This is a genomic window from Actinopolymorpha sp. B17G11, assembly GCF_040196095.1.
In the GTDB taxonomy this organism is placed as follows: Bacteria; Actinomycetota; Actinomycetes; order Propionibacteriales; family Actinopolymorphaceae; genus Thermasporomyces.
In genome coordinates this window covers 55,541-81,375 of sequence record NZ_JBEFTW010000004.1, presented here as the reverse complement: position 1 = coordinate 81,375, position 25,835 = coordinate 55,541, and the positions used below count along the sequence as shown (strand labels likewise).

The window sequence follows — 25,835 nt, the reverse complement described above, 5'->3', positions numbered from 1 at the left end:
CTTCGTCACTCGTCCTCCAGCACGGCAAGTCCCGGAAGGGTCTTGCCCTCAAGGTATTCCAGGCTCGCTCCGCCGCCGGTCGAGATGTGCCCGAAGGCGTCTTCGGCGAAGCCGAGCGCGCGCACCGCCGCCGCCGAGTCGCCGCCGCCTACGACCGACAGTCCGTCGATCGTGGTGAGCGCTTCGGCCACCGCCCGCGTCCCGTTCGCGAACGCCTCGATCTCGGCGACACCCATCGGACCGTTCCAGAACACCGTGTGGGCGCCGCGAAGCTTGTCAGCGAACAGCTTCGCCGAGGCCGGGCCGATGTCGAGGCCCATCCGGTCCTTGGGAATCGCGTCGACGACGACGACGGAGTGCTCGGCCGTGTCACTGACCGCCGTTGCCGCCACGATGTCGACCGGCAGGACGATCCGGTCGCCCGCCTGTGTCAAGTAGCGCTTGACAGTCTCGACCTGGTCTTCCTCGAGCAGGCTCCGGCCGATCTCATGCCCCTGCGCGGCAAGGAAGGTGAACACCATTCCACCGCCGATGAGCAGGAGGTCGGCCTGGCCGAGGAGGTTGTCGATGACGCCGAGCTTGTCCGAGACCTTCGCGCCGCCGAGGACAACCGCGTAAGGCCGGTCCGGGTCGACCGTGAGCCTGCGCAGGACCTCGACCTCGGCGAGCACGAGCCCGCCGGCCGCGTGGGGAAGTCGCTTCGCCACGTCGTAGACGCTCGCGTGCTTGCGGTGCACCGCTCCGAAACCGTCCGAGACGTACGCATCGGCAAGTGCTGCCAGCTCGCCGGCGAACGCGCCACGCTCCGCGTCGTCCTTGCTGGTCTCGCGCGGGTCGAAGCGGACGTTCTCCAGGACGGCGACACCGCCGTCAGCCAGCCCGTCAACGGTGGCGTGCGCACTCTCGCCCACCGTGTCGGAGCCGAACGCCACCGGCCGGTCGAGCAGTTCGCCGAGCCGCCGAGCCGCCGGCGCCAGCGAGTACTGCGGGTCCGGCTTGCCCTTCGGGCGTCCCAGGTGAGCTGCCACGGCGACCCGCGCACCCTTGTCGGCGAGCGCGCGGATCGTCGGGACACTGGCCCTGATCCGTCCGTCGTCGGTGATCATCTCACCGTCCAGCGGGACGTTGAGGTCGGAACGGACGAGGACGCGCTTGCCGCGCAGATCTCCCAGGTCGTCGATCGTACGCAGCCGAGACCCCTCGGTCGCAGGGCCCGAACTCACTGGGCCCGAACTCACTGGGCCCGAACTCAAAGGGACCGACCCACGAGGGCGGCGACGTCGACGAGCCGGTTGGAGTAGCCCCACTCGTTGTCGTACCACCCGACGACCTTGACCTGGTTGCCGTTCGCCATCGTGAGCGCCCCATCGATGGTGCAGCTCGGCGCGGTGTTGACGATGTCGGAGGAGACGATCTCGTCCTCGGTGTAGACGAGAATGTTCTTGAGCGGACCGTCCGCGGCGGCCTGGTAGGCGGAGTTGACCTCCTCCTTGGTGACCTCACGTCCGAGGTCGACCACGAGGTCGGTCACCGAACCCGTCGGCACCGGCACGCGGAACGCCATGCCATCCAGCTTGCCCTTGACCTCCGGGATCACGAGGCTGGTCGCCTTCGCCGCACCCGTCGTCGTCGGGACGATGTTGATCGCCGCCGCGCGCGCCCTGCGCAGGTTGACCGAGCCCTTGCGCGTCACCGCGATCTGGTCGAGCAGCTGCTGCTCGGTGGTGTACGCGTGGATTGTGGTCATCAGCCCCTTCTCGATGCCGAAGCTGTCGAGCAGGACCTTGGTCATCGGCGCGACGCAGTTGGTCGTGCAGGAGGCGTTGGAGATCACCGTGTGCTTCGCCGGGTCGTACTTGTCGTCGTTGACGCCCAGCACGATGGTGAGATCCTCACCGGTGGCCGGCGCGGAGATGATGACCTTCTTCGCACCCGCCTCGACGTGCTTGCGGGCGTCCTCGGCCTTGGTGAACCGGCCGGTCGACTCGATGACGACGTCGGCCCCCAGGTCGCCCCACGGGAGCTTCGCCGGGTCGGTCTCAGCCGTCGCGCGGAACGACCGGCCGTCGACGGTGAGCGTCTCGTCGTCGTAACGGATATCGGCGTCGAGCCGGCCGAGCACCGAGTCGTACTTCAGCATGTGGGCCAGCACGTCGTTGCTCGTCAGGTCGTTGACACCGACGATTTCGATGTCTGCACCCTGGGCGAGGACTGCCCGGAAAAAGTTGCGGCCGATGCGGCCGAAGCCATTGATTCCTACCCGAATGGTCACAGGACACTCCCTCGCATGGGGTCGTTGCCGATCTTCAGTGCTCGTTGCGTGCGGCTGGCCTCGTTGCCCGACGCCGCTCCCCCTCTGCATTGTGCGCGTACGGCACGGCTCAAAACGGAGACTATCGGTCGGCTGGCGAGCGTCGTGAGCCGGCCTCAGACCGCGTACCTCACACGGTAACTCCCCATGATGCACGCCGAATTAACCGTGCATCATGGGGAATGATCACGCATGTGTGATCATTCCCCGGCGGCCCGGGTCGGGGCCGGGGTGAAGGACCGACGTCAGGTGCTCAGCATTTCCGGGGTGAGGTTGGCCTCGGTGCCCGCGACGCCCAGGTCGGTGGCCCGTTTGTCGGCCATGGCCAGGAGTCGCCTGATCCGGCCCGCGATCGCGTCCTTCGTCAGCGGCGGCTCGTGCAGCTGCCCCAGCTCCTCGAGGCTCGCCTGGGTGTTCTCCACGCGGAGCTTCCCCGCCAGTCGCAGGTGGTCGGGAACGTCGTCGCCGAGGATCTCCAGGGCACGCTCGACCCGTGCACCCGCCGCGACCGCAGCGCGCGCGGAGCGTCGCAGGTTGGCGTCGTCGAAGTTGGCGAGCCGGTTGGCGGTCGCCCGCACCTCGCGCCGCATCCGGCGTTCCTCCCACGCCATCAGGCTCTCGTGGGCGCCGAGCCGGGTGAGCAGCGCACCGATCGCGTCGCCGTCTCGGATGACGATCCGGTCGACGCCGCGTACTTCACGGGCCTTCGCGACGATCCCGATCCGGCGGGCCGCACCCACGAGCGCCAACGCCGCCTCGGGACCAGGGCAGGTCACCTCGAGCGAGGCCGACCGACCCGGCTCCGTCAACGAACCGTGTGCCAGGAACGCACCCCGCCAGGCCGCCACCGCGTCGCACGTGGACCCGTTGACCACCTGCGGCGGAAGGCCGCGGACGGGCCGGCCACGCCCGTCGAGGAGACCCGTCTGGCGCGCCAGCGCCTCGCCGTCCTTGACGACGCGGACGACGAAGCGGTTGCTCTTGCGGAGTCCACCGGGCGCCAGGACCAGGACGTCGCTCGCGTGCCCGAAGACCTCCGCGATCTCCCTGCGTAGTCGCCGCGCACACGCGCCGGTATCGAGCTCTGCCTCGATGACGATCCGCCCGCTGACGATGTGCAGTCCGCCCGCGAACCGAAGCGTCGAGGAGACCTCCGCCTTGCGACAGCAGGGTTTCGTCACCGTTGTGCTCGTGAGCTCTGCCTTGACCTGAGACGTCATCGCCATGGCCCGATCCTGCCACGCATGACGAAATCTGTGGGCGAATGGGTCAAGCCGGAGGGAATTCTCGCCATGGTTTTAGCCACGCAGAGTGACCGAATGACACGATCGCAAGATACGAACGGCCCACCACTCAGCCGACGAGAACCTTGCCATAGACGCGGGCGAGGCGTTCAGGGTCGTGTCGGTGTGAACCATCGCCGCGCCCCACGTCGGCGACCACCAACTCCGCACCCAGGGTTGCCGCCGCCTTCGCCAGTGCCGACTGGTCCGCGACGGACGCGTCGTCGGCGAGCACGACGTCGATGCGGAGGTCGGGAGCATGCGCGGCCAACACCTCGAGGTGCTGCTCCGGCGAATAGTCCCTTGTCTCGCCTGCCTGCGGTGCGAGATTGAGTGTGAGGATCCGCCGCGCCGCAGTCTGGTGCAGCGCCCTTCGGAGCTCGGGAACCATGAGGTGCACCAGCACGCTGGTGAACCACGAACCTGGCCCGAGCACGATCGCGTCGGCGGCCCCTACGGCGTCGATCGCCTCCGGACATGCCGGCGGGTCGGCGGGTTCGAGCGCGACGCTGAGGACCCGCCCAGCCGTCGCCGCGACCTCCGACTGGCCGCGCAGCGTGCGTACGGCATCGGGATCGAGAGGGTCGAGTCCCTGTACCTGTGCGGTGATCTCGAGGGGTACCGCACTCATGGGCAACACGCGTCCGCGCGCACCGAGCAGCCTCGCCACCCAGTCGAGTCCGTCCACGTGTTTGCCCAGCCGCTCCCATACCGCCACGATGAGCAGGTTTCCGACCGCATGGCCGGCGAGCTGACCGTCACTGGCGAACCGGTGCTGCAGCACCTCGGCCCACGTCCGTCCCCACTCGTCGTCGCCGCACAGTGCGGCGAGCGCCTGCCGGAGGTCGCCAGGAGGGAGGACGCCGAACTCCTTGCGCAGCCGGCCCGACGAACCGCCGTCGTCGGCGACCGTCACGACCGCGGTGAGGTGCTCGGTGACCTGCCGCAGGGCCGAGAGCGACGCCGCGAGCCCGTGCCCGCCGCCGAGGGCGACGATGCGCGGGTCGGACTGTCCGCCGCTCATGTGGCGAACCGCCTCGTCCGGGAGGACGAGTCGCTCGTCCGGGACATCGACGCGCTCATTCCCGCCCCAGGTCCCGATGCAGGACGAGGTTGCCGATGCCGTGCGTTCGAAGCCGCGCACCGAGCTCCTCCGCCATGGCCACGCTCCGGTGCTTGCCTCCGGTGCAGCCGACCGCGATCGTCACGAACCGTTTGCCCTCTCGCAGATAGCCGCGAGCCAACAGGCTCATCAGATTTTCATAGTGGTCGAGGAACGGAAGCGCGTCGTCCTGTTTGAGGACGTACTCACGAACATCGGAGTCCAGGCCGCTCTGCCCCCGCAGCTCCGGGTCCCAGTACGGGTTCGGCAGGAAGCGGCAGTCGACCACGTGGTCGGCGTCGACGGGGATGCCGTACTTGTAGCCGAACGACATGATCGTCGCCTGCAACGCCTGGTCGTCGGCGCCGCCGAACGCGTTCACGATTTTCGCCGTGAGCTGGTGGACGTTGAGGCTGGACGTGTCGATCACCAGGTCGGCGTCGGCGCGAAGCTCCCGGAGGGCGACGCGTTCGCGGGCGATCCCGTCGAGGACCCGACCCTCCTCGCCCTGGAGCGGGTGCGGTCGCCGGACGCTTTCGTACCGGCGGACGAGCACTTCGTCGGCGGCCTCCAGGAAGAGCAGCATCGGGCGGAGGCCACGGGCGCGCAGCGCCTCGAGCGATCCCTGCAGAGCCGCGAAGAAGGATCCGGACCGGACGTCGACCACCACGGCGATCTTGGCGACCGATCGCTCGCCGTCGGCGACGAGCTTCACGATGGTCGGCAGGAGCTCGGGCGGGAGGTTGTCGATGACGAACCACCCCAGGTCCTCCAGCACGTCGGCGGCCGAACTGCGACCCGCTCCGGACATGCCGGACACGAGGACGAGCTCAGGTGGACGTGTCGCCATGGCCAACTCCCTGCCGGTGATCCTCGTGCGTCGTCATGGCGTCATTGTCTCCCGAACTGGGCGAGGGGTACGGCTGGTCGGGCAGCTCGGCCGTGTCGGTCACGGCCGGCGGGTCCGCCTCGTCGAGGATCTCGCCCGTCGCGGTGTTGATCGCCGGCCGGCCGGTGGCGCCGGCGCCTTCGTCTCTCAGCGCGGCCACGACGGCCGCCGCCGTGCGAGCCCCGATGCCGGGGACCTCCGTGATCTCCTCCGCGGTCGCCGCGCGCAGGCGCTTCAACGAACCGAACTTGCGCATCAGCGCCTTGCGCCGGGTCTCACCCAGTCCGGCAACGTCGTCGAGCAGGCTCTCGACCATCGACTTCGACCGCTTCTGCCGGTGGAACGTGATGGCGAACCGGTGCGCCTCGTCGCGGACGCGCTGGAGGAGATACAGGCCCTCGCTCGTACGCGGCATGATGACCGGATCCTCCTGGCGGGGCAGCCACACTTCCTCGAGCCGCTTGGCCAGACCGCAGACGGGCACGTCGTCGATGCCGAGCTCGTCGAGCGCGCGATGGGCCGCCGCGACCTGGGGCGGTCCGCCGTCGACGACCACCAGGCCAGGGGCGTACGCGAACTTGCGTCGCCGACCGGTCTCGGGATCGACAGCGGCCGGACCCTCGTCGTCGTGGCCGTTCTCCCCGACCTCTCCGGTCTCGGAACGCTCGTCGAGATAACGCTGGAACCGGCGCGTGATGACCTCGTGGATGGATGCGACGTCGTTGGATCCGCGTGGACCGTCGCCTTCGGCGTCCCCTCCGCCCATCACCTTGCCCCTGCTCCTGATGGTGAACCGGCGGTAGTCGCTCTTGCGAGCAAGCCCGTCCTCGAAGACCACCATCGACGCCACGACGTCCGCCCCCTGCAGGTTGGAGACGTCGTAGCACTCGATGCGCAGGGGCGCCTCCTCCATGCCCAGCGCTTCCTGGATCTCCTCCAGCGCCTTGCTCCTGGTGGTGAGGTCGCTTGCCCGCTTGGTCTTGTGGAGGCCCAGTGCCTGGTGGGCGTTGCGGGCGACGGTCTCGAGCAGCGCCTTCTTGTCGCCGCGCTGGGGTACGCGCAGGTCGACCCGTGCGTGCCGGCGTTCGGTGAGCCAGGTGGTGAGCGCGTCGACGTCCTCGGGTACGGCGGGTACGAGAACCTCGCGGGGCACGCCGTCTGCCGACTCGGAACCGTAGAGCTGGGTGAGCAGGCGTTCGACGAGCTCGCCGGTCCCGGCGTCGTCGGTCTTGTCAGCGACCCAGCCGCGCTGCCCGCGGATCCGTCCTCCGCGGACGTGGAAGACCTGCACCGCGACCTCGAGCTGGTCTTCCGAGAGCGCGATCACGTCGGCGTCGGTCCCGTCGGGCAGGACGACGGCGTTCTTCTCCAGCGCGCGTTCCAAAGCCTTGAGGTCATCGCGGAGCCGGGCCGCCCGCTCGAACTCCAACTCGTCCGACGCCTGCTTCATCTCGCGTTCGACCCGCTTGAGGTAGGGCACGTAGTGGCCGGCCATGAAGTCGCAGAAGTCCTCGACGATCCGTCGGTGCTCCTGCGCGCTGACCCGGCCCACGCACGGCGCCGAACACTTGCCGATGTAGCCGAGCAGGCACGGCCGGCCGATCTGGTGGGCGCGCTTGAAGACGCCCTTGGAACACGTACGGGCCGGGAACACCCGCAGCAGGAGGTCGAGCGTCTCGCGGATCGCCCAGGCGTGGGCGTAGGGGCCGAAGTAGCGGACGCCCTTGCGCTTCGCACCGCGCATGACCTGCAGCCGCGGGAACTCCTCGTCGAGCGTCACCGCCAGCCACGGATAGCTCTTGTCGTCGCGGTACTTGACGTTGAACCGCGGGTCGAACTCCTTGATCCAGGCGTACTCCAGCTGGAGTGCCTCGACCTCGGTGTTGACGACAGTCCACTCGACCTTGGCCGCGGTCTGCACCATCGCCTGGGTGCGCGGGTGGAGAGCGGCGAGATCCTGGAAGTACGAACCGAGCCGGGCACGCAGGCTCTTGGCCTTGCCGACATAGACGACTCGCCCCCGGCTGTCGGAAAAGCGATAGACGCCGGGCGCGTCGGGAACGGAGCCGGGAGCCGGTCGATAGGTCGCGGGATCTGCCACTTGTCCGAGCGTAGACGCCCCTACCCCCACCTGATCGGCACCACCCCGTGATCATGATCGTGATCATGAAGGTTCCGGGGGGTTATAGCCCCGTTGGTTTACATGGTCCGGTTTCCCTTCATGATCATGGCTGGCGCTCCGGGCTGGACCATCGCGCGGACGGCCGATCTGCGCTGCGTGATCATGAAGGCGTTCGGAACCATGAAGGCTCTCGGGGCTATGGGCCACGACAACCTTCATGATCACGATCATGATCACGGAACGGGACCACGAGCGGCTCTGAGCGGGACGGGACCCCGAGCGGCCTCGCGATTGTGAGGGACCGGCACCAACTACTAGGCGAGCATGATCGAATCGCCGTTGACCGTGACCTCCTTGGTCTCCAGCGGCTCGGTGGCGGGACCGCTCGTGACACTGCCGTCGCTGGCGCTGAACTTGCTGCCGTGGCACGGACAGTTGATGGACCCGTCCGTCACGTCGTTGACCGGGCAGCCCTTGTGGGTGCACAACGCGCTGAACGCCTTGAACTCACCGGCCGCCGGCTGCGTGACCACCAGCTTCTGGTCGGCGAGCACCACGCCACCTCCGACGGGAATGTCCGCGGTCTTCGCCAGAGCGTCGGCCCCGGCGGGCGGCTCCTCCTCGGTGGGCTCTTCTTCGGAGGGCTCCTCCTCCGCGGGCGGGTCCTCCGCTGGAGCGCCGTCGGCGGGCGGCTCCTCCTCGGTCTGTGTGCCACCGGCGCAGGCGGCGAGCACCGGGACTGCGGCTCCGGCGACGGCGACACCGCTCAGGACCCGGCGCCGGGTCAAGGAAGGCAGGTCGCCAGCGGGCGGGGGCGGCACGGTCGAGGGCATCGAAAGCCGGGCCTGCGGGTCAGTGGTCTCCACGTGGTAACTCCCGTCGATAGGTCGAGCACCGGGCGCTGACCCCTCTAACTACGGAAGGCGAGCCCGGTCGGTTCAGCTCGAGCCCGAAAATCCTGGATTGTCCGACATCGACGGATGTGCCTGACCACTGCCCGCGAAGCTGTTGCCGTCGCGGGCGGGACTCTACGCCGGCCAGGCGGGCAGCTCACCCTCCGGCGTACACGCGAACGGAACCGGCTCACCGACGATCTCCAACCGCGGATGCGATTCGATATCGGCCCGCAGGCTCGCCGAGACCAGGAGAGAAACCGTGTCGAGCGTGTCGTGGACCCGGACCAGCCGGACGTTCTCCGGGTCGGGCCGGCCGCACATGAGAATCGCGGCCGCCACCGCGTCGCGGTCGGTGGCCAGGGCGATCGGCAGCTTCGTACGCCGCAGGCCGCCGGTTCCCGACGTCATCGCGTTGACGTAGACGGCGTGCAGGTCGATGTCCTCCAGCACGCGGAACGGGATGAAGTCGGCGAGACCGACGCCGACGGCGTTGCCGTACGACGCCTTGCTGATCGCGTGCACGGTGATGGCGGTGATCCGGGGACCGTCGGGTTCGGCGACGCCGGGGATCCACATCCGGCCGATGACGTTGGTGTCCATGCCGGAGCCCGACTTGTCCTTGCCGAGCTCGTCGACGACCAGCACGTCGAGGTCGTCGAAGGGCAGCCGCCCGAGCAGTTCACCGGCCTCGGCCAGCAGAGCGGTCTCCGCCGGCCCGGCGATGCCGTCGGGGGCGACGAAGGCCACCTTGGCCGTCGTCTCGTGGGCGTTCTCGACGATCGCAAGCCCGCCGAGCACCTTGCCGGTGTCGACGATTCGCCTGGCCACCGCGGGCATCCACCGGGCGAGCCCGGTCGAGCCGTACGCATGAATGCCCTCGGCACCCCGCTGCTTGCCGAGCCCGATCGCGGCGATCTTGCCGAGACCGCTTTCCATCTCGCCGTGGAAGTCGGTGTGCGGCTTGATCCGGTTGACCAGCAGGATCCCGTCGGCCTGGGCGGCATGGGCGTCGAGATGGACTTCCGGCCCGTCCGGTACGCGTCCCAGCACGACCGTGTCCATGGTCGCCCGCAGCGGGACGCCCATCGTCTGCTCGGTGATGCCGTACGACGCGAGGACGGCGAGCTGGCCCTCGGCACTCGCGTCACCGTGTGAACCCATTGCCGGAACGATGAACGGCTCGGCCCCCTGCTCCCGTAACCAGGTGCACGCGGCCTTGACCACGGTGGCGATGTCGTGGATGCCCCGGCTGCCGGCGGTGACGGCGATCCGCATGCCGGCGGCGATCCGAGGACGGAGCGCTTCCAGCTCGCGCCTGGTCGCCGCCGGGACGTCGGCCTCGACGGGCACGTCGTAGTGCTGGCGGACGGGCAGCAGATCCGGCAGGGGCGCCTGCGGTGAGACGTCGCGGATTCGTTCGAACGGGCCGAGGTTGGTGCCTGTGCTGGTCGTTCCACCGCCGTTCGTCACGGCGACCGCCTCCCTCACATCACAGCGCCGAGCTGCCACGGGACGAACTCCTCGTCGCCGTACCCCAGCTCCTCGCTCTTGGTCTTCTCCCCCGACGCGACCCGCAGCACCAGGTCGAAGATCTGCTGCCCGGACTCTGCGACCGAGGCCTCGCCGTCGGCGACGATGCCGCAGTTGAGGTCCATGTCATCGGTCATGCGTTCGTACATCGGGGTGTTGGTGGCGAGCTTCAGCGACGGCGTGGGCTTGCACCCGAACGCCGAGCCGCGCCCGGTCGTGAAGCACAGCACCTGGGAGCCGCCGGCGACCATGCCGGTCGCATTCACCGGGTCGTAGCCGGGGGTGTCCATGAAGACGAGCCCCCGCGCGGTGATCTCCTCGGCGAACTCGACGACGTCGGCGAGGTTGGTCGTGCCACCCTTGGCCGCCGCACCGAGCGACTTCTCCAGGATCGTCGTGAGACCGCCGGCCTTGTTGCCGGGCGAGGGGTTGTTGTCCATGCTGCCGCCGTGCTTGGCGGTGTAGTCCTCCCACCAGCGGATGCGCTCGACCAGCTTCTCGCCGACCTTGTGGCTGACGGCGCGACGAGCCAGCAGATGTTCCGCGCCATAGATTTCCGGGGTCTCGCCGAAGACGGCCGTGCCGCCGTGGGCGACGAGCAGGTCCGCCGCCGCGCCCAGGGCGGGGTTGGCGGTGATGCCGGAGTAGCCGTCGGAGCCGCCGCACTCCATGGCGAGGACGAGCTCGCTCGCGGGGACGGTCTCGCGGGTGACGTTGTTGACGTCGGGGAGCATCTCCTTGATCCGGGCGATGCCTTCGGCGACGGTCTTCTTCGTACCGCCGAGTTCCTGGATCGTCATCGGCACCGTGAGCTTGTGCGCGGGGATCTGCCAGTGCTCGACGAGGGAGGAGACCTGGTTGACCTCGCAGCCGAGGCCGAGGACGAGGAAGCCGGCGAAGTTGGGGTGGTTGGCGTAGCCGGTGAGAGTACGGCGCAGGACCTCGAACCCCTCGCTGCCAGGACCAGCCATGCCGCAGCCTGTGTCGTGGGTGAGGGAGACAACGCCGTCGACCTGCGGGAAGTCGTCGAGCGCGTCGTACTTGAACCGTTCGGCGATCAGCTTGGCCGCGGTCGCCGAGCAGTTGACCGTGGTGAGGATGCCGATGTAGTTGCGGGTCGCCGGGCGGCCGTCGGGGCGGAGGATGCCCTGGAAGGTCGCGCGGGCGTTCTCGGGGACGTACTCGGTCGGGCGCGTGTCGACACCGAAGTCGTAGGCCCGCTCGAACATCTGGAACGCCGTGTTGTGCGTGTGCACGTGCCGGCCAGGTGTGATGGCCGCGCTGGCGAAGCCGATGACCTGGCCGTACTTGCGAACAGGGTCGCCTTCGGCCACTGGAGCGACGGCGACCTTGTGCCCGCGGGGCACGGAGTCGGCGACGTCGAGGGTGCCGCCGCCGGCGAGCGCGTACGGTCCTGGGTCGAGGTCCTGCATCGCGATGACAACGTTGTCGTCGGCATGGAGTCGGAGCGTCAGGTCAGCAAGCGCGGTTGGCGCCGGAACGGCCATGGGGTACGCACCCTCCAAGACATCAGATGTTTCAACATCGCGATCGTACCGGGTTTCGGCCCTGTGCCAGGTATCCGTTGCGCGGCTGCCATACTCTGTGGCTCTCGTGTGGGCCACCGGACCGTCCGAAGATGGTCAGGCAAGGTGGCCAGGCTGGGGAGGCGCAGTCCAACATGACCGACCAGAACATCCGCTGGGTGGATCCGCCGCGCACCGGCAGACGCGCGAGTCAGTTCTCCACTGTCAGCCGCACCGGCCTCGCCGACCAACTGGCAGAACGACTGCTGGACGAGATCGTCAGCGGTACCTACCCACCGGAGAGCAGGCTTCCTCCCGAACCCGTGCTGGCCGAGCGAGCCGGGGTGAGCCGGCTGACCCTGCGCGAGGCGATCAAGGATCTGCGCCAGCGCGGTGTCCTGCGGGTTCAGCAGGGGCGGGGCACCTTCGTCAACGCGCCGGCGATGTGGGCACCGTTCGACAGCACCGTGCTCAACGCGCGGGCGACCCTCGAACCCGGCTACGCACTCGCGTACGAGCTCACCGAACTGCGGCGCATCGTCGAGCGCGGCATCGCCGAACTCGCCGCTCTCCGGCGTACCGACGCCGACCTCGAACGCATGACCGTCGCCGTCGAGGCGATGAAGACCGCGTGGGCCGCCGGCGATCTCGACACGTTCAGCTCCGCCGACGTCGACTTCCACGACGCCTTGCTCCGGGCCGCGGGCAACACGTTCGCGCTGACGCTGTTCCATTCCGTGGACGGTGCGCTGCGTAGTGTCCGCAGGCGTACCGTCGAGGACAACGCCGAGCTGGCCGCTCGGGCGATCGACTTCCACACCAAGATCATGGCCGCCGTACGCCGCAGAGCGGCGCGCGCGGCCGGTGCCCTGATGGACGAGCACCTGCAGGAGACCGAGGACTTCACCGCGAGGTTGGCGGCCGCCTCGGTCCAGCAGGTCGACGCCGGGATCTACGCACCATGACCATGAAAGTCTTGCGGCGCATAGACCCCAGATTTCCTTCATGATCACGATCATGATCACGGGGATAGGCCGGGAGAGGCCGGTGCTCAGCAGATCTCCAGGGTGTCGAGGTCGGGGGTCGCGGGAGCGGCGTACGACGTCTCGCGGCCATACCAGAACGCGGTCGAGGCGATGTCGTCCTGCAGCGGCAGGTACCGCCCACCCGCCCGCCACCCCAGCGCCTGCACGGTGACGCGCAGATCGGCCGCGAAGCGGATCGGGTCGAAGATATGCCAGCGGTACATGCCGAACCGCTGCTGACTCCGGTACAGCCCGTCCGGCGCGATGATCTGGTGCAGTCCGAGGAACGGCGTCGAGAACGCGGTGTATCCCTGACCCGGGACGTCGAAGTTCCAGGCACCGCCGAAGTAGTCCTCGGTCCCGGTACCGCAGATGGTCGGGAACTCGTCGTCCCCGTCGAGGTAGAACTTCAGCTCACCCTCGCCCCACCAGCCGGTGCTGTTGACGCCCCACGCGAGGTAGGTGCCGACGTAGTGGCCGGTGCCCTCGACGCCATCCAGGATCGTGTGGACCTCCGCCGACGGCAGCGGGTTGCTGCGCCGCCACTGGGAGTGGAAGTACGCCAGGTCGTCGCCCTGCTCGGCGAGGGTGTAGTCGACCTGGTAGTAGACGATGACCGGGTCGTCGGCGAGATTCTCCAGGGTGATCCGCGCCGACCGCGCGAACGGCATCGGCCAGTAGCAGTTGAACCCGCCGTTGGGGTTGACCGCGACTGGCAGGGAGCTCAGCTGGGCGAACGCTCCCCATCCTTGGCCGAAGAAGTCGCCCACCGGTACCTCGACGGCCGGGCGCGGGTCGTCATCCCAGTAGAACCGCAGGAGCAGCCGGCGCCAGTTCGACACGTGGGTCGTCAGCCAGATGTGCTGGATCGCTCCGGACCCTTCGATGCCTGCCAGAGTCGCTGTGTCGCCGGCCTCGATCCGGATCGACGGCGAGACCTTCCAGCCGCGGCCGAGATCACGCGCCGCGTTGGCGCCGGTCCCCTCGGTCGCCGCACCGCCGCGGCCCTTCTCACCGGTCGGGTTCTCGGCGCTGATCGAGCGGGTCACCGCGTCGGACACCCGGGCCAGGTCACCGAGCCCGCCGACCAGCCCGCTCGTCGGACCGCCGCCCCGACCACTCCCCTGGCCACCTCCCCGACCGCTGTTCGGACCGCCGGTCATGCCGTCGCCTGCGTTCACGTTCGTACCTCCGGAAATCGATTCCTACGAACGTACCGGTCGGCTGGCCCGCTCCGGGTACACCGGTCATGACCTGTCCCGGACACTGCCAGGCGGTGGTGCGCGACACCGCCAGACGGTCCGTCATCCGCATGGGGAACCGGGATCGCCGACGTCCTCCGACATGCTGGGCCCGATCCGGTCAGGCGAAGTGGGCGGGACAGAAGAAGCCGCCCGAGCTGCCGTCGAAGACCCAGCCCACGTGGTCGGTCAGGTAGACGCGTACCTGGCGCGCCGAGCCCACCCACAACCCGTGGTCACGGGGCCTGAACACGATGCACGCCGCACACTCGTCGCAGTCGACCATCGCGAAGTAACCGGACTGCTCATCGCCACGGATCTGGATCATCGTGCCATCCGCATTGCGAACCTGCTCTTTCCTACGCCCGCGACCGGGTCGGATCGGGTGGATCTGCCAAGCGCCCCAGCTCGAACGAGCCGATCGTACGCCGGCCAGGTTTCGCGCGCGTCACGCCGGTCCGCAGTAGGCCGGCCCGCGGTACGCCGGTCCGCAGTAGGCCGGCCCGCGGTACGCCGGTCAGCAGTACGCCGGTCAGCCACGCCCACAGATCTGCACCATCGGCCGGTCCGCCACGTCCACCCGTCCGCCCGAATCTGTATGCCCCATCGTCGGCGTTGGTTTGCGCGGGCCGCCCTGCGGTAGGAAGTCCAAGGTGGGTCATCAGGTGCGTCGGCGACACCGAGACGTCGAGAGGCTGTGCAGGCGCCGATGAGCGTTCCGGTCACCGTCCCTGCTGGTACCGCGCCCGCGGACGTCGAGCTGCGCGGAGACCTCGTCCTGCCCACCAGTGCCGAGGCGCTCGTCCTGTTCGCCCACGGGTCGGGAAGTTCGCGGCACAGTCCGCGCAACCGGGCAGTCGCTCGTACCCTCTCCGATGCGGGCTTCGCGACGGTCCTCCTCGACCTGTTGACGCCGGACGAGGAGGTGCTCGACCGCCAGACCGCCGAGCTGCGCTTCGACATCGGCCTGCTCGGTAAACGAGTCACCGCTGCCGTTGACCAGCTACGCCGGTGGGAAGAGACGCGTGGCCTGCCGATCGGGATCTTCGGTGCGAGCACAGGCGCCGCCAGCGCGCTGGTGGCCGCGGCGGAACGGCCAGACGACGTGGGCGCGATCGTGTCCCGGGGTGGTCGACCTGACCTCGCTGGTGCCGCGCTGGACCGGGTGCGGGCGCCCACCCTCCTCATCGTCGGCAGCGAGGACCGGCAGGTACTGGGCCTCAACCAGCAGGCGGCCAGGAGGCTGTCGGCGCCCCACGACATCGCCGTTGTCGCCGGAGCCACGCACCTGTTCGAGGAACCCGGTGCGCTGGAACGCGTGGCACAGCTCGCGAGCGAATGGTTCTCGCGGTACCTGCGCCCGGACATGCCCGCCTGACGGTGCGAGCCTTGCCCAGGTGAACGAACAACGGCAGGGGCAGGGACAGCGCGGGCAGCGGCGGCGCCTTTACCTTGCCCTGATGGGCCTCTGCATCGGCCTGTTCCTAATGGCCTGGCTGGTGGTGAGCCGGTTCTCGGTGACTGCGGCGTTCATCCTGTCCGCCGTCGCAGCGTTGATCCCGCCGGCCGCCGCCATCGTGGCCAACAGCCAGCGGGATCGGTGAGGGTTGTCGATCGAGGTCGGGTGGAACGCGGCGCCGGGATCAGACTCCGCAGGTGGGCGCGTCCCACACGAAACCGGACCGGCCGTCCGCGTGGATGTGGTCGTTGTGACCGGGGTAGCCGGGCCCGAACAGGCCGCCGAACCCGTGCGACCTCGCCTGTTGCACGATCCGGCACAGGGAGGCGGAGCCGGAGACGAGGTCGGCCGCGTCGCCGTAGAGGTGCCGGCTGTTCGACGCACCACCCACCGCGCTGTTGCACGCCTCGCTGCGGAAACCTGACGTGACGATCAGCGGGTTGTCACCCAGGGCGTGCCGCAGCGCCTCGAGCTTCCACATCGTGCGTAGTGCGTTGGCACGAGCGGTGGTCGCCGAGACCCGGCCACCGGCCCAGGTGCTGTTGCATTGGTTGAGCTCGGCGTAGGAGAAGTGGATCGGCGTGCAGTCGTTGTCCTGTAGCTCGTAGATCTTCGCGAAGGTCGCCGGGCCGGCCACTCCGTCCGCGGCAAGGCCGTAGGCAGCCTGGAAACGCTGTACCGCCGCCGCGGTCTGCGGACCGTAGGCGCCGTCGAGCGCGATCTGGTTCTGGAATCCGGGCCAACCGGCCACCCGGATCTGCAACTGGGTGACGTCGCTTCCACTCATGCCCTGCTGGAGAGTGCGGTTCCAGGTGTAGCAACCATCGGCGTGTGCGGTCGTCGCCGGTACGCCGACCACGACCGCTGTCGCCAGGACCATCGTCAAGCCCGCGAGTATCCCCATCAGTCGCCGTCGCGCCATCGTGTCTCCTCGAGAGAGTGCGGTCAACGCATGAACAGATACGTACGACAAGCCTGTCGCCGTACGCATGGACATCGACCGATCGCCAACCCCCGCAGGTCGGGACTCACCTTCGACGGCGGGCGGTGCGGCGTCAATCGCCATGGCACCTTGATGCCCTCGTTTGCTTGACGGCCCGGGTATGTTCAGCGCCCGGTCAGGGTCAGGACTCGAGCCGGTCGAGGACCTTGCGGATCCGCTTCTCCGAGATCGGGGCGGAGGTCCCGAGCTGCTGGGCGAAGAAGCTCACCCGGAGTTCCTCGAGCATCCAGCGGACCTGCTCGACCCCTTCGATGCGAGAGTCGGGGTCGTCGGCGTCCAGACCTCCGACGAGTTGGTCGTAGGACTGCTGAAGCCGGGCGACCACCTGCGTGTGCTCGAGGTCCCGTTGGGTCTCGGTGGGGACCTTGTCGAGGCGGCGTTCGATGCCCCGCAGGTAGCGGAGGACGTCAGGCAACCGATCCCTGCCGTGTGCGGTGACGAAGCCGGCGAAGACGAGTCCTTCGAGCTGTGACCGCACGTCCGCGACCGCCGGGGCCAGGGCCGGGTTCGTCATGGTGTCGAGGGGGGCGTTCAGCTCGTGCGCGACGCGCAGGATCTCGGCCACCCTGACGATGATGTCGGTCACAGTGTCCTGCAGGTCGGCGCGCACCGTGTCGACCAGCTTGGCGAAACCTTCGGCGTCCCAGGAGGGACCGCCCGCCGCGGAGACCAGGGTGTCGACCGCACAGCCCAGGCAGTCGTCGAACAACGCACCGGCGTCGCCGTGCGGGCTGTGCCCGAGAGCCAGCTTCTGCGCGATGCTCAACCGGGCGAGCACCGGTTTGATGGGGGCTGGGAGCTTCAGCAGGAGCAACCTGCGGGTGCCCGCCACCATCGCGCGACGTTGCGCGGACTCACTTTCGTACAACCGGATGGCGACGCTGGTGCCCTCGTCAGCGAGCGCGGGATAGGCCTTGACCTCGTAGCCCTGCCGGCGTTGGGCGATGCCGCGCGGGAGCTGGTCGAAGTCCCAGTCGCGCAGGCCGTCGCGTTCGAGGCCGCCGGCGGCCTTTGCCAGCGTCGTCGTCATCTCGTCCCGGAGCTGCCGGCGTAGGGCTTCGAGGTCCTTGCCCTCCGCCAGCGTGCGACCCTTGCCGTCGTCGACGGCGAAGGTCATCTTGAGGTGCTCTGGTACCCGGTCCGGCTGCCAGGCGTCGCGTGGCACGATCGTGCCGGACATCGCGCGAAGCTCCCGCCCCAGCGCTTCCTGGAGCGCACCTTGGTACGGCGTGAGGCGCTGCAGAGCCGCCTTCGCGAAGTCGGGCGCGGGCACGAAGATCCGCCGCAGCTGCTTCGGAAGGGCGCGGATCAACGACGTGACGAGTTCCTCGCGAAGCCCGGGAACCTGCCAGCTGAACGACGTCCCGTTGACCTGGTTGAGAACCGGCAGCGGGATGTGGACGGTGACGCCGTCGGCGGCGCTGCCGGGCTCGAACTGGTAGGTCAGCTTGAGCCGAAGGCCGTCGCGGTGCCAGAAGTCCGGGTAGTCGGACTCGCGGACCGCCTCGGCGGCGTCGGTGACGAGCATGGACGTGGAGAAGGTGAGCAGGTCCGGCGTGTCCCTGCGTACCTTCTTCCACCAGCTGTCGAAATGCGCGCCGGACACGACATCGGCGGGGAGGCGTTCGTCGTAGAACGCGAACAGCGTCTCGTCGTCGACCACGATGTCGCGCCGGCGCGCGCGGTTCTCGAGGTCCTCCACCTCGTCCAGCAGCGCGCGGTTCTCGTGGAAGAACGCATGCCGGGTCTCCCATTGGCCCTCGACCAGGGCCTGTCGAATGAAGATCTCGCGGGAGACCACGGGATCGATCCGGCCGTAGTTGACGCGCCGGTTCACCGCGAGGGGTACGCCGTACAGTGTCACGCGTTCGTACGCGAGGACGGCGCTCTGCTTCTTGGACCAGTGCGGTTCGCTGTAGCTGCGCATGACCAGGTGCTGTGCCTGCGCCTCAGCCCATTCAGGCTCGATCTTCGCGACGACCCTGGCCCACAGCCGCGACGTCTCGACGAGCTCGGCCGCCATGACCCACGACGGCGACTTCTTGAACAGCGACGATCCCGGGAAGACCGCGAACCTCGCGCCCCGCGCGCCGAGGTACTCATGCGAGATCCGGCGTCGCGGTGGACGCGTACCGCGCGACGCCCCCTTCTTCCCAGCGTCCTGCTGCTCGCCGTCCTTCACGCCTATCTGTGACAACAGACCCGCCAGCAACGACAGGTGGATCTTCTGCGGCTCGCCCGGCGTCGAGTTGAGGGTGATGTCCGTACCCCGGGTCACCTGCCGGAGCTGGCTCTCGATGTCCTGCCACTCGCGGACGCGGAGGAAGTTGAGGAACTCGGCCTTGCACAGCTTGCGGAACTGGTTCGACGACAGCTCGTCCTGCTTCTCCCGCAGGTACTTCCACAGGTTGAGGTAGGCGAGGAAGTCCGAGTCCTCCGCGACGAACCGGGCGTGCTTCTCCGCCGCCTGCTGCTCCTTGTCGGTGGGGCGTTCGCGCGGGTCCTGGATGGACAGGGCCGCCGCGATGACCATCACCTCACGGACGCACCCGTTGTCCTGTGCTGCCACGACCATCCGCGCGAACCGGGGATCGAGCGGGAGCTGGGACAGCGTACGCCCGAGCGGGGTGAGCTTCGGGCCCTTGGCCTTCGGGTCGAGCGCCCCGAGTTCCTCCAGCAGCTGGATGCCGGCCCTGATGTTGCGGTGGTCTGGCGGGTCGATGAACGGAAATGCCGCGATGTCGCCCAGCCCAGCCGCTGCCATCGCGAGAATGACCGAGGCGAGGTTCGTCCGCACGATCTCGGGCTCGGTGAACTCCGGGCGGGACTCGAAGTCCTCCTCGGAATAGAGCCGGATGCAGATCCCGTCCGAGGTACGCCCGCAGCGACCCTTGCGCTGGTTGGCCGACGCCTGCGAGACGGGTTCGATCGGCAGCCGCTGCACCTTCAACCGGTGGCTGTAGCGGGAGATGCGAGCGGTGCCGGGATCGATGACGTACTTGATGCCCGGCACGGTGAGCGAGGTCTCGGCGACATTGGTCGCGAGCACGATCCGGCGGCCGCCGTGGGACTGGAAGACCCGGTGCTGGTCGGCCGAGGACAGTCGTGCGTACAACGGGAGGATTTCGGTGTGGCGGAGATTCTGCTTGCTCAGTGCGTCGGCGGTGTCGCGGATCTCCCGTTCGCCGGAGAGGAAGACCAGGATGTCGCCGGGGCCTTCGGCGAGGAGTTCGTCGACCGCGTCGCAGATCGCCTGGATCTGGTCGCGATCGCGGTCCTCGGCGTCGTCGACGACAGGGCGATAGCGCACCTCGACCGGATAGGTACGCCCGGAGACCTCGACGATCGGCACCTCCGCGGCGGATGCACGCTCGGCGGTCTCCAGCTGGAAATGCTGTGCGAAACGCTCGGGATCGATGGTGGCCGAGGTGATGATCACCTTCAGGTCAGGCCGGCGCGGCAGGAGTTGCTTGACGTAGCCCAGGATGAAGTCGATGTTCAGGCTGCGCTCGTGCGCCTCGTCGATGATGAGAGTGTCGTAATCGCGCAGCAGTCGGTCGTGCTGGATCTCCGCCAACAGGATGCCGTCGGTCATCACCTTGACGAGCGTGTCGTCGCCCACCTTGTCGGTGAACCGGACCTTCCACCCGACGGCTCCTCCGAGTGGGGTGTCGAGCTCTGCGGCGATGCGTTCGGCAACGGTGCGCGCGGCGATCCGGCGCGGCTGCGTGTGACCGATCATGCCGCGTACGCCGCGACCGAGCTCGAGGCAGATCTTCGGCAGCTGAGTGGTCTTGCCCGAGCCGGTCTCACCCGCGACGATCACCACCTGGTGGTCGCGGATCGCGGCCAGGATGTCGTCCTTCTTCTGGCTGACCGGTAGCGCGGCCGGATAGGTGACCGCCGGGACGCCCGCCTGCCGGCCGGCGAGGCGCCGCTCCGCCCTGTCGACATCGGCGACGATCGCGGCCTCGGCCGACTGACGTGCACCGTCGGACCGGATCTTGCGTACGCCGTCGAGCCGGCGCCGCAGGCGATGCTGGTCGCGAAGCATCAGGTCGGGGAGCCGGCTCCGCAGCATCGTGAGCGTGGGCGGCGAGGAAGTATGCATACGGTGGCAAGGATAAGCAATGCCGCCAAGCCGACCCACCCGGTTTTCCGTCACGCGTGCGCGTCTTGCACCGACGGCGGGCGGCTCGCCCGTGAGCGGCTCGCCCGTGAGCGGCTCGCCCGTGAGCGGCTCGCCCGTGAGCGGCTCACCCGTGAGCGGCTTGCCCGTGAGGGGCGCGGGCCAGGTCAGCTAGGTGAGTAACCACGTCAGCTAGGCGAGTGGCACCCGGGCAAGGCATCGACGCCTCGAAACGCCCCAACAGCCCGGCCAACCAGGCGAGTAGCCCGGCCAACCAGGCGAGTAACCCGGCCAACCAGGCGAGTAACCCGGCCAACCAGGCGAGTAACCCGGCCAACCAGGCGAATGCCGCATCAGCCCACCGATCTCCGTCCCCGGCCAGCTCGGCGCCCGGTCCCGGTCCCGGTCAGCGCATCTGGAGAAAACTGACAAAGCGCGACAGGAGGTACGACGCGGCGGTGTTGCGGGCCAGCCCACGAGGCTGGTCACCGCGCGATCCCTCGAACCGCAACGTGGACACGATCAGCCGGCCCTTGCCCCACGCGATCTCGGTCGCGTAGTCGTGCAGGTGCGCCGTCCGGGCATCGATCCTGCGGAGCAGCGGGCGCATCGGGCCGGCGACACCACACGTGTCGCTCGTGTCGATCGCGAGGTCGGGCGCACATCCGGCGAACTGCAGGTCGGTCCATCCCTCATGAGGAAAGTCGTCCCAGGCTTCGTGCGGCTCGATCACCTTCACCGCCTCACGCCAGAACGGCATCGGGACGAGCGGCAGTGGGCTGTCGCTCGCCTCGTCGGCCAGCAGGATCGCGCGCGCGCCGTTCTCGACCGCATGGGCGAGGTCCGGCGTCCACCGCGTCGCGACCGTGACAGCCTCCGTGGTGAGGGTGTCGGCAACTGCGGGCGCGAGGGCGCGGAGGTCGGCGACCCGCCCGCCAGGGTCGTCCAGGACGACCGGGCCGACCTCTGCCCACGGCGAGTGCGGAAAGAACCAGAACCGCCAGGTGTTCGAGGTCAGCTCACCGCCCACCCAGGCACGGACCCGCAGCGTCGCCTGCCGTGGTGTGCGTACGTCCGGAACCTCGAACGCCGCGACGCACACCTCCCGCACCGTTCCCGGCCTCAGCCGCTCCCCCGGACCATGGGAGCCGGAGGTGAAAGGATCACTGCCGTCGAGCGCGACCGTCCACTCCGCCCATACGGGCGCGGCGTCCCTTCCGTGGTGGGCGAGGACGAGATGCGGGCGTACGACGGCACCGGCCTCGTGGCACCAGGGATCACCGTAAGCCGGCCGGTCGCCACCCGCCCGCCACGTCCGGCGCCGGTCCCAGCCGACACACGCCACCAGGTCGGAGTTGAACGCCCGGAACTCCGCGGGATCGACCTTCAGCTCGCCGAGATCGTCCCAGAGCCCTGCCGTGCTGATCGGGGTGTCGCGCTCGCCGGTGACGACGTAGCCCGACGTGTCGTGCCGGATCCGGACGGCCTCCAACGTGACCTTGCGGTGGAGCAGGGCCTGTTGTCGCGAGATCGCTTCCAGCTCCGCTCCGCGGTCCCAGAAGCCGTTGCGCCGCAGGCGTTCCTCGTGTGCCTGGACGTCGTACTGCCAGCGGGCGCCCTGCGGATTGACCGCGGGGTCGCCGTGTGTCCACCAGGGGCGGTCGGCGGCTACGGCGCCCAGGCGGCGAAGGTCGCGGAACGTGTCGAGGTCGCAGAACTCGCCGAAGAGCCACGGCTTGGCGTCGCGCCATCCTGGTGCGAAGTGCTCGAGTGTCTCGCGGAAGTGCTGGAGTTCGCAGTAGAGATGGTGGTCGTAGAAGTCGGCGTACTCGGTGAGCAGTCCGCCGTACGCCTCCCCCGACCCGCTGTTGTCGCGGACCAGGGCGTCGCGCACGAGCCCCTTCACATGGGCGTAGAGCGGCGCAAGAACATCGTCTCCGATGACGGCACTCAGCTCACAGCCCAACGTGTAGAGGATGACCGACGGATGGTTGCGCGCCATCCGGACCAACCGGTCGGTTTCGGCGGGCAACTGCGTACGAAAGTGTTCGGTCGGATGGGGCAGCCACATGGGTAGCTCGACCCAGACCAGCAGCCCGAGCTCGTCAGCGATGTCGAAGTAGTACGTCGGTGGGAACCACAGGCACAGTTTGACGCCGTTGAATCCCAGCTCTCGCAGGCGTTCGAGGTCGGCGCGGACCCGGTCGCGCGACGGCGCGGCATGGAGCAGGTCGGGATACCAGCCCCAGGACAGCAGCATCCGCGGATAGAGCGGGTCGCCGTTGAGGCGGAGCTCGCTGCCGTGGGTGGTCAGCTCGCGCAGGCCGACCCGAAACGTTCGCTCGTCGGACCGGCCGCGGCCACCGTCGTCGCTGCTGCTCCCGTCTTCGTCGCTGTCGTCACCGTCGCTGCTGTCGTCGTCGTCGCTGCTGTCGTCGTCGTCGCTGCTCCCGTCGTCGGTGTGGGCGGCGATGTGCACCGTGTAGAGCCGCGGATCGTCCGGTGACCAGGGCTGTGGATCGTCCACGCCGATACTGAACACGGCGTCGTGCTCGACCCGGCGTACGACCTCGGAGACGACACCACCCGTCGGATCTGTCAACGTCACCTTGACGGTGGACGCTCCGGACACCTCAGCTGCGATGGTGACCTCGCCCGCCGGAGTCCCCCACGCGGTGACGTCGCCGAACACGACAGGCCCGGTGACGACCACCTCGACGTCCTGCCAGATGCCGCCGTGGACGTGTCCCCAGACGTAGGGCAGAAAGCCGGCGAGGGTCTCCCTGGTCGGATAGCGACCGGGAACCGCCGGCGAGTCAGGCCCCGCCGTGAGGCTGGCAGGTTTCTCGACCCGGACCAGCAGTTCGTGGGTGCCGCCCGCGTCGACCGCCGAGGTGACCTCCACGTCGAACGCGTCCCACATGCCGATGTGTCGCCCGACCTCCTGCCCGTCGACGAAGACCTCGCATGCGTAGCTCACCGCTCCGAAGCGCAGCCAGACCCGATCGCTGGCGGCCAACCCTCCTACGTCGAACGTCGTCCGGTAGTCGAACGGTCCGGGCGCGTCCTTGGCGATCCCCGTGTCCTCCCAGCATCCGGGGACCTCTACTGGGCGGCCGGCCACCTCCCAGGGTCCTGTCAGGACGGCATTGCGCACCCGAGCTCCTCCCAACGCCAGAAGGCCTCCTCACCCCAACGCACCGTCGCAGTTCGGTCGGCGACATCGACGGTGGCGCCGCCACCGTCTTCGTCGGGTCGCAAGGTGAGCACCAGCCGCACACCACGCAAGGTGAGGTTGACGGCATAACGGCGCCCGGGCGTACGCATGCCGATCGGCAGGTTCGGCCGTACGTACAGACCCTCCGACGTCGGGCGCATACCGACCAGGACGCCCAGGAGCAGGTGGGTCGTGAACGCTCCCCAGCCGTACCCTTCGCCACCGCAGCGGCCGGACAGCGGCCAGTACTCACACGCGATTCCAGGCAGGGTGCGCCCGGGCTTGCCTCCGACACCTTCCTGGTGGTCGCGGGCATCCCAGAAGCCGTACGCCCGGTCGACGACAGCTCCCGCGATCCGTGCCGCCGTGTCGTCCTCGTCCACCGCCAGTGCGGCGTCCACGGTGGTCCACGCGAACATCGGCCACACGACGGAGTCGGCGTCACAGGCCCGGATCGCCGGCCGCAGGGCCTCCCTGCGCTCCGCCGCTGCCAACCCGAGCGCGACCGGCGCCAGGAGCATCACGTCGTCGACGCCGGTGAGTCCCGGCTGGTCCGCACCCGTGTCGGTGCGCCAGTCCGCGTACCGGCCGCCGTTCCACAACTGCTCAGTGCGCCGGCCGTAGTCCTCGGCGAGCGCGCTCCAGCGGGCGATGTCCTGGCCGTAGCCCAACTCGACCGCGAACTCCGCCATCGCCAGGGCCGCGTCCGCGAACGCTGCCTGCAGGTCGACCGGACGGGTCGACCAGGTGGGGTGGCCGCCACCAAGCGGCTGCTCGCCGAAGCGTGGCGAGAGGTCCTGACCCGACTCCCAGCTGCACGCGTGGACCAGCCATCCGTCGGTGTCGCGGCGATGGGCGAGCCACCAGTCGAGATAACGGACGAGGTACGGATAGAGCCGCGCGAGCCAGTCGCGGTCGGGCCGCAGCGCCGCGAGTTGGCGGACAACCAGCCACGGATAACCCCACTGCGGACCGGTGCCGCAGACAGAACCGTCCGCCGAGACCATGTTGTACGTGCCGTCCTCGCGTGAGCACGGCACGTTGGGCAGTGGTGCGTCGGCGAACGTGCCGAAGAGCAGCTCCTGGGCGAGTTCGGGATCGGCGTAGCCGAGGAGCAACGCGTCGATCGCCGCCTCGGCGAGGACGACCCGCGGTGCCTGGATCTGCATCGCGTCCCATGCGTGCCGGTAGATGCCGGCGGGCTGCTTCACCATCATTCGTAGGGTCTCGAGGTCATAGACCAGCCCGCGCCGCCAGTGGTCCGGCCAGTCGCCGTCCAGCGTGGGTGCGTGCGACCAGAACTCCTCGTCGTCGGCCAGCAGGGCCGCCCGACAAGCGTCCTGGGTACGCCGGGCCCGCGACAGGCGCGCCACTGCCTCGTCCTCGGTACGTCCGCGCGCGAGCAGGACGGTGCAGGCAACCGGGGTCGCGGACCGGATCGTGACCACACCGGAGACGCTGACCTGCTCCCCCGCCGCGCCGACGGCCGTCACCCGGTCCGCACTCGCACCGTCGACGTCGCCTTGCACCGCGCCGGTGGCCACGTCCCCCGTGGTCACCGCGAACTCGGCGGCCGCACCGACGACCTCCAGAACGAACGCCTCGCCGTCCTCGAAGCCCTGCAGGACGAGGCGGTCACCGACGCGCCGCGCGACGAGCCCCGACTCGCCCCACCCGTGGTCGGCGGCGATCAGCCGGGTGTAGCCGACCTGGACAGAGAGCTGTCGCCGCGGTGCCGCGTGCACCTGCGCACAGAGAACGTCATCGCCGAGTGCGAAGTACTCCGCCTCCATCCGGGCGTTTCCGCTGGTCGCCACGAAGCGGACGACGTTCTTGGAGTGGTACGGCGCGCGGAGGTCGTCGAAGTCCGTGAGGGCGGCCGCCCCGTCGAGAACCAGCCGGAACCCCGCACGATAGGTCTCCCGCCGCCCGCCGTAGGACGTCGCGAGCGCCGGGAAGTGCCACCGGAAACCCACCCCGTTGCTACGCAGCACCCCCTTGGGTGTCAGGCGTCTGGTGTGGCCCGGCAGGTCGAGGTATCCGTGGGGCGTGTAGTCGTCGACGGGCACAGTCCTACGCCCAGGATCCGGTGCGGACATGGC

Annotated in this window: 19 protein-coding genes; 4 read left to right on the top strand and 15 right to left on the bottom strand. The window is 69.0% G+C overall.

The window, feature by feature from the left end; genetic code table 11:
• Positions 1-5: 5 nt before the first annotated feature.
• The 9 genes from ABN028_RS06330 to ABN028_RS06290 all read right to left on the bottom strand — a co-directional run bounded on the left by ABN028_RS06330 (position 6) and on the right by ABN028_RS06290 (position 11,641).
• Positions 6-1,190, bottom strand: a complete 1,185-nt coding sequence (locus ABN028_RS06330) for a phosphoglycerate kinase (RefSeq protein WP_349696046.1) — start codon at positions 1,188-1,190, stop codon at positions 6-8.
• Between the two features lie 59 nt (positions 1,191-1,249).
• Positions 1,250-2,272, bottom strand: coding sequence for a type I glyceraldehyde-3-phosphate dehydrogenase (gene gap, locus ABN028_RS06325; RefSeq protein ID WP_349329094.1), 1,023 nt, complete (start codon positions 2,270-2,272; stop codon positions 1,250-1,252).
• A gap of 284 nt (positions 2,273-2,556) precedes the next feature.
• The gene (gene whiA, locus ABN028_RS06320; RefSeq protein WP_349329093.1) at positions 2,557-3,537 is read right to left on the bottom strand and encodes a DNA-binding protein WhiA; all 981 of its coding nucleotides are present in this window, start codon (positions 3,535-3,537) and stop codon (positions 2,557-2,559) included.
• 127 nt (positions 3,538-3,664) lie between these two features.
• Positions 3,665-4,618, bottom strand: a complete 954-nt coding sequence (locus ABN028_RS06315) for a gluconeogenesis factor YvcK family protein (RefSeq protein WP_349329092.1) — start codon at positions 4,616-4,618, stop codon at positions 3,665-3,667.
• A gap of 55 nt (positions 4,619-4,673) precedes the next feature.
• A complete protein-coding gene (gene rapZ / locus ABN028_RS06310) occupies positions 4,674-5,546 on the bottom strand; it encodes an RNase adapter RapZ (protein WP_349329091.1) in 873 nt (290 codons plus the stop codon).
• On the bottom strand, positions 5,527-7,686 hold the full coding sequence (gene uvrC, locus ABN028_RS06305; RefSeq protein ID WP_349329090.1) for an excinuclease ABC subunit UvrC: 2,160 nt from the start codon (positions 7,684-7,686) through the stop codon (positions 5,527-5,529). The genes rapZ and uvrC overlap by 20 nt, the downstream gene beginning before the upstream one ends.
• A gap of 335 nt (positions 7,687-8,021) precedes the next feature.
• Entirely contained in the window at positions 8,022-8,573 is a 552-nt protein-coding gene (locus tag ABN028_RS06300) for a Rieske (2Fe-2S) protein (protein WP_349329089.1), read from the bottom strand.
• 162 nt (positions 8,574-8,735) lie between these two features.
• Positions 8,736-10,073 (bottom strand): nickel pincer cofactor-dependent isomerase, group 22, encoded by a 1,338-nt coding sequence (locus ABN028_RS06295; protein ID WP_349695944.1) that lies wholly within the window; start codon positions 10,071-10,073, stop codon positions 8,736-8,738.
• A gap of 14 nt (positions 10,074-10,087) precedes the next feature.
• On the bottom strand, positions 10,088-11,641 hold the full coding sequence (locus ABN028_RS06290; RefSeq protein ID WP_349695943.1) for a UxaA family hydrolase: 1,554 nt from the start codon (positions 11,639-11,641) through the stop codon (positions 10,088-10,090).
• A gap of 131 nt (positions 11,642-11,772) precedes the next feature.
• Here ABN028_RS06290 and ABN028_RS06285 point away from each other — a divergent pair, with 131 nt between their 5' ends.
• Positions 11,773-12,624, top strand: coding sequence for a FadR/GntR family transcriptional regulator (locus ABN028_RS06285; protein WP_349695942.1), 852 nt, complete (start codon positions 11,773-11,775; stop codon positions 12,622-12,624).
• An 86-nt stretch (positions 12,625-12,710) separates the two neighbouring features.
• On the opposite strand, the gene ABN028_RS06280 is transcribed toward ABN028_RS06285, so the two are convergent.
• Positions 12,711-13,865: a glycoside hydrolase family 172 protein gene (locus ABN028_RS06280; RefSeq protein WP_349329085.1), complete on the bottom strand. Its 1,155-nt coding sequence runs from the start codon at positions 13,863-13,865 to the stop codon at positions 12,711-12,713.
• A gap of 181 nt (positions 13,866-14,046) precedes the next feature.
• Positions 14,047-14,253, bottom strand: a complete 207-nt coding sequence (locus ABN028_RS06275; protein WP_349329084.1) for a hypothetical protein — start codon at positions 14,251-14,253, stop codon at positions 14,047-14,049.
• 381 nt (positions 14,254-14,634) lie between these two features.
• Between ABN028_RS06275 and ABN028_RS06270 the strand changes: the two genes are divergently transcribed.
• Both ABN028_RS06270 and ABN028_RS06265 read left to right on the top strand, forming a co-directional pair.
• Positions 14,635-15,303 (top strand): dienelactone hydrolase family protein, encoded by a 669-nt coding sequence (locus ABN028_RS06270; protein ID WP_349329083.1) that lies wholly within the window; start codon positions 14,635-14,637, stop codon positions 15,301-15,303.
• Between the two features lie 19 nt (positions 15,304-15,322).
• Positions 15,323-15,529, top strand: coding sequence for a DUF3099 domain-containing protein (locus tag ABN028_RS06265; RefSeq protein WP_349329082.1), 207 nt, complete (start codon positions 15,323-15,325; stop codon positions 15,527-15,529).
• 39 nt (positions 15,530-15,568) lie between these two features.
• On the opposite strand, the gene ABN028_RS06260 is transcribed toward ABN028_RS06265, so the two are convergent.
• Both ABN028_RS06260 and hrpA read right to left on the bottom strand, forming a co-directional pair.
• Positions 15,569-16,306 carry a D-Ala-D-Ala carboxypeptidase family metallohydrolase gene (locus tag ABN028_RS06260; RefSeq protein WP_349329081.1) on the bottom strand — a complete coding sequence of 246 codons (738 nt, stop codon included), beginning with the start codon at positions 16,304-16,306 and terminating at the stop codon, positions 15,569-15,571.
• Between the two features lie 202 nt (positions 16,307-16,508).
• Complete coding sequence (hrpA, locus tag ABN028_RS06255) at positions 16,509-20,498, bottom strand: ATP-dependent RNA helicase HrpA (RefSeq protein WP_349695941.1); 3,990 nt, start codon at positions 20,496-20,498, stop codon at positions 16,509-16,511.
• Between the two features lie 3 nt (positions 20,499-20,501).
• Here hrpA and ABN028_RS06250 point away from each other — a divergent pair, with 3 nt between their 5' ends.
• The gene (locus tag ABN028_RS06250) at positions 20,502-20,699 is read left to right on the top strand and encodes a hypothetical protein (RefSeq protein ID WP_349695940.1); all 198 of its coding nucleotides are present in this window, start codon (positions 20,502-20,504) and stop codon (positions 20,697-20,699) included.
• A 223-nt stretch (positions 20,700-20,922) separates the two neighbouring features.
• Here ABN028_RS06250 and ABN028_RS06245 read toward each other — a convergent pair whose 3' ends face one another.
• The gene (locus ABN028_RS06245; protein WP_349695939.1) at positions 20,923-23,673 is read right to left on the bottom strand and encodes a glycosyl hydrolase 2 galactose-binding domain-containing protein; all 2,751 of its coding nucleotides are present in this window, start codon (positions 23,671-23,673) and stop codon (positions 20,923-20,925) included.
• Complete coding sequence (locus ABN028_RS06240) at positions 23,655-25,832, bottom strand: MGH1-like glycoside hydrolase domain-containing protein (protein WP_349329078.1); 2,178 nt, start codon at positions 25,830-25,832, stop codon at positions 23,655-23,657. Before ABN028_RS06240 ends, ABN028_RS06245 begins: the two co-directional genes overlap by 19 nt.
• Between the last annotated feature and the right edge of the window lie 3 nt (positions 25,833-25,835).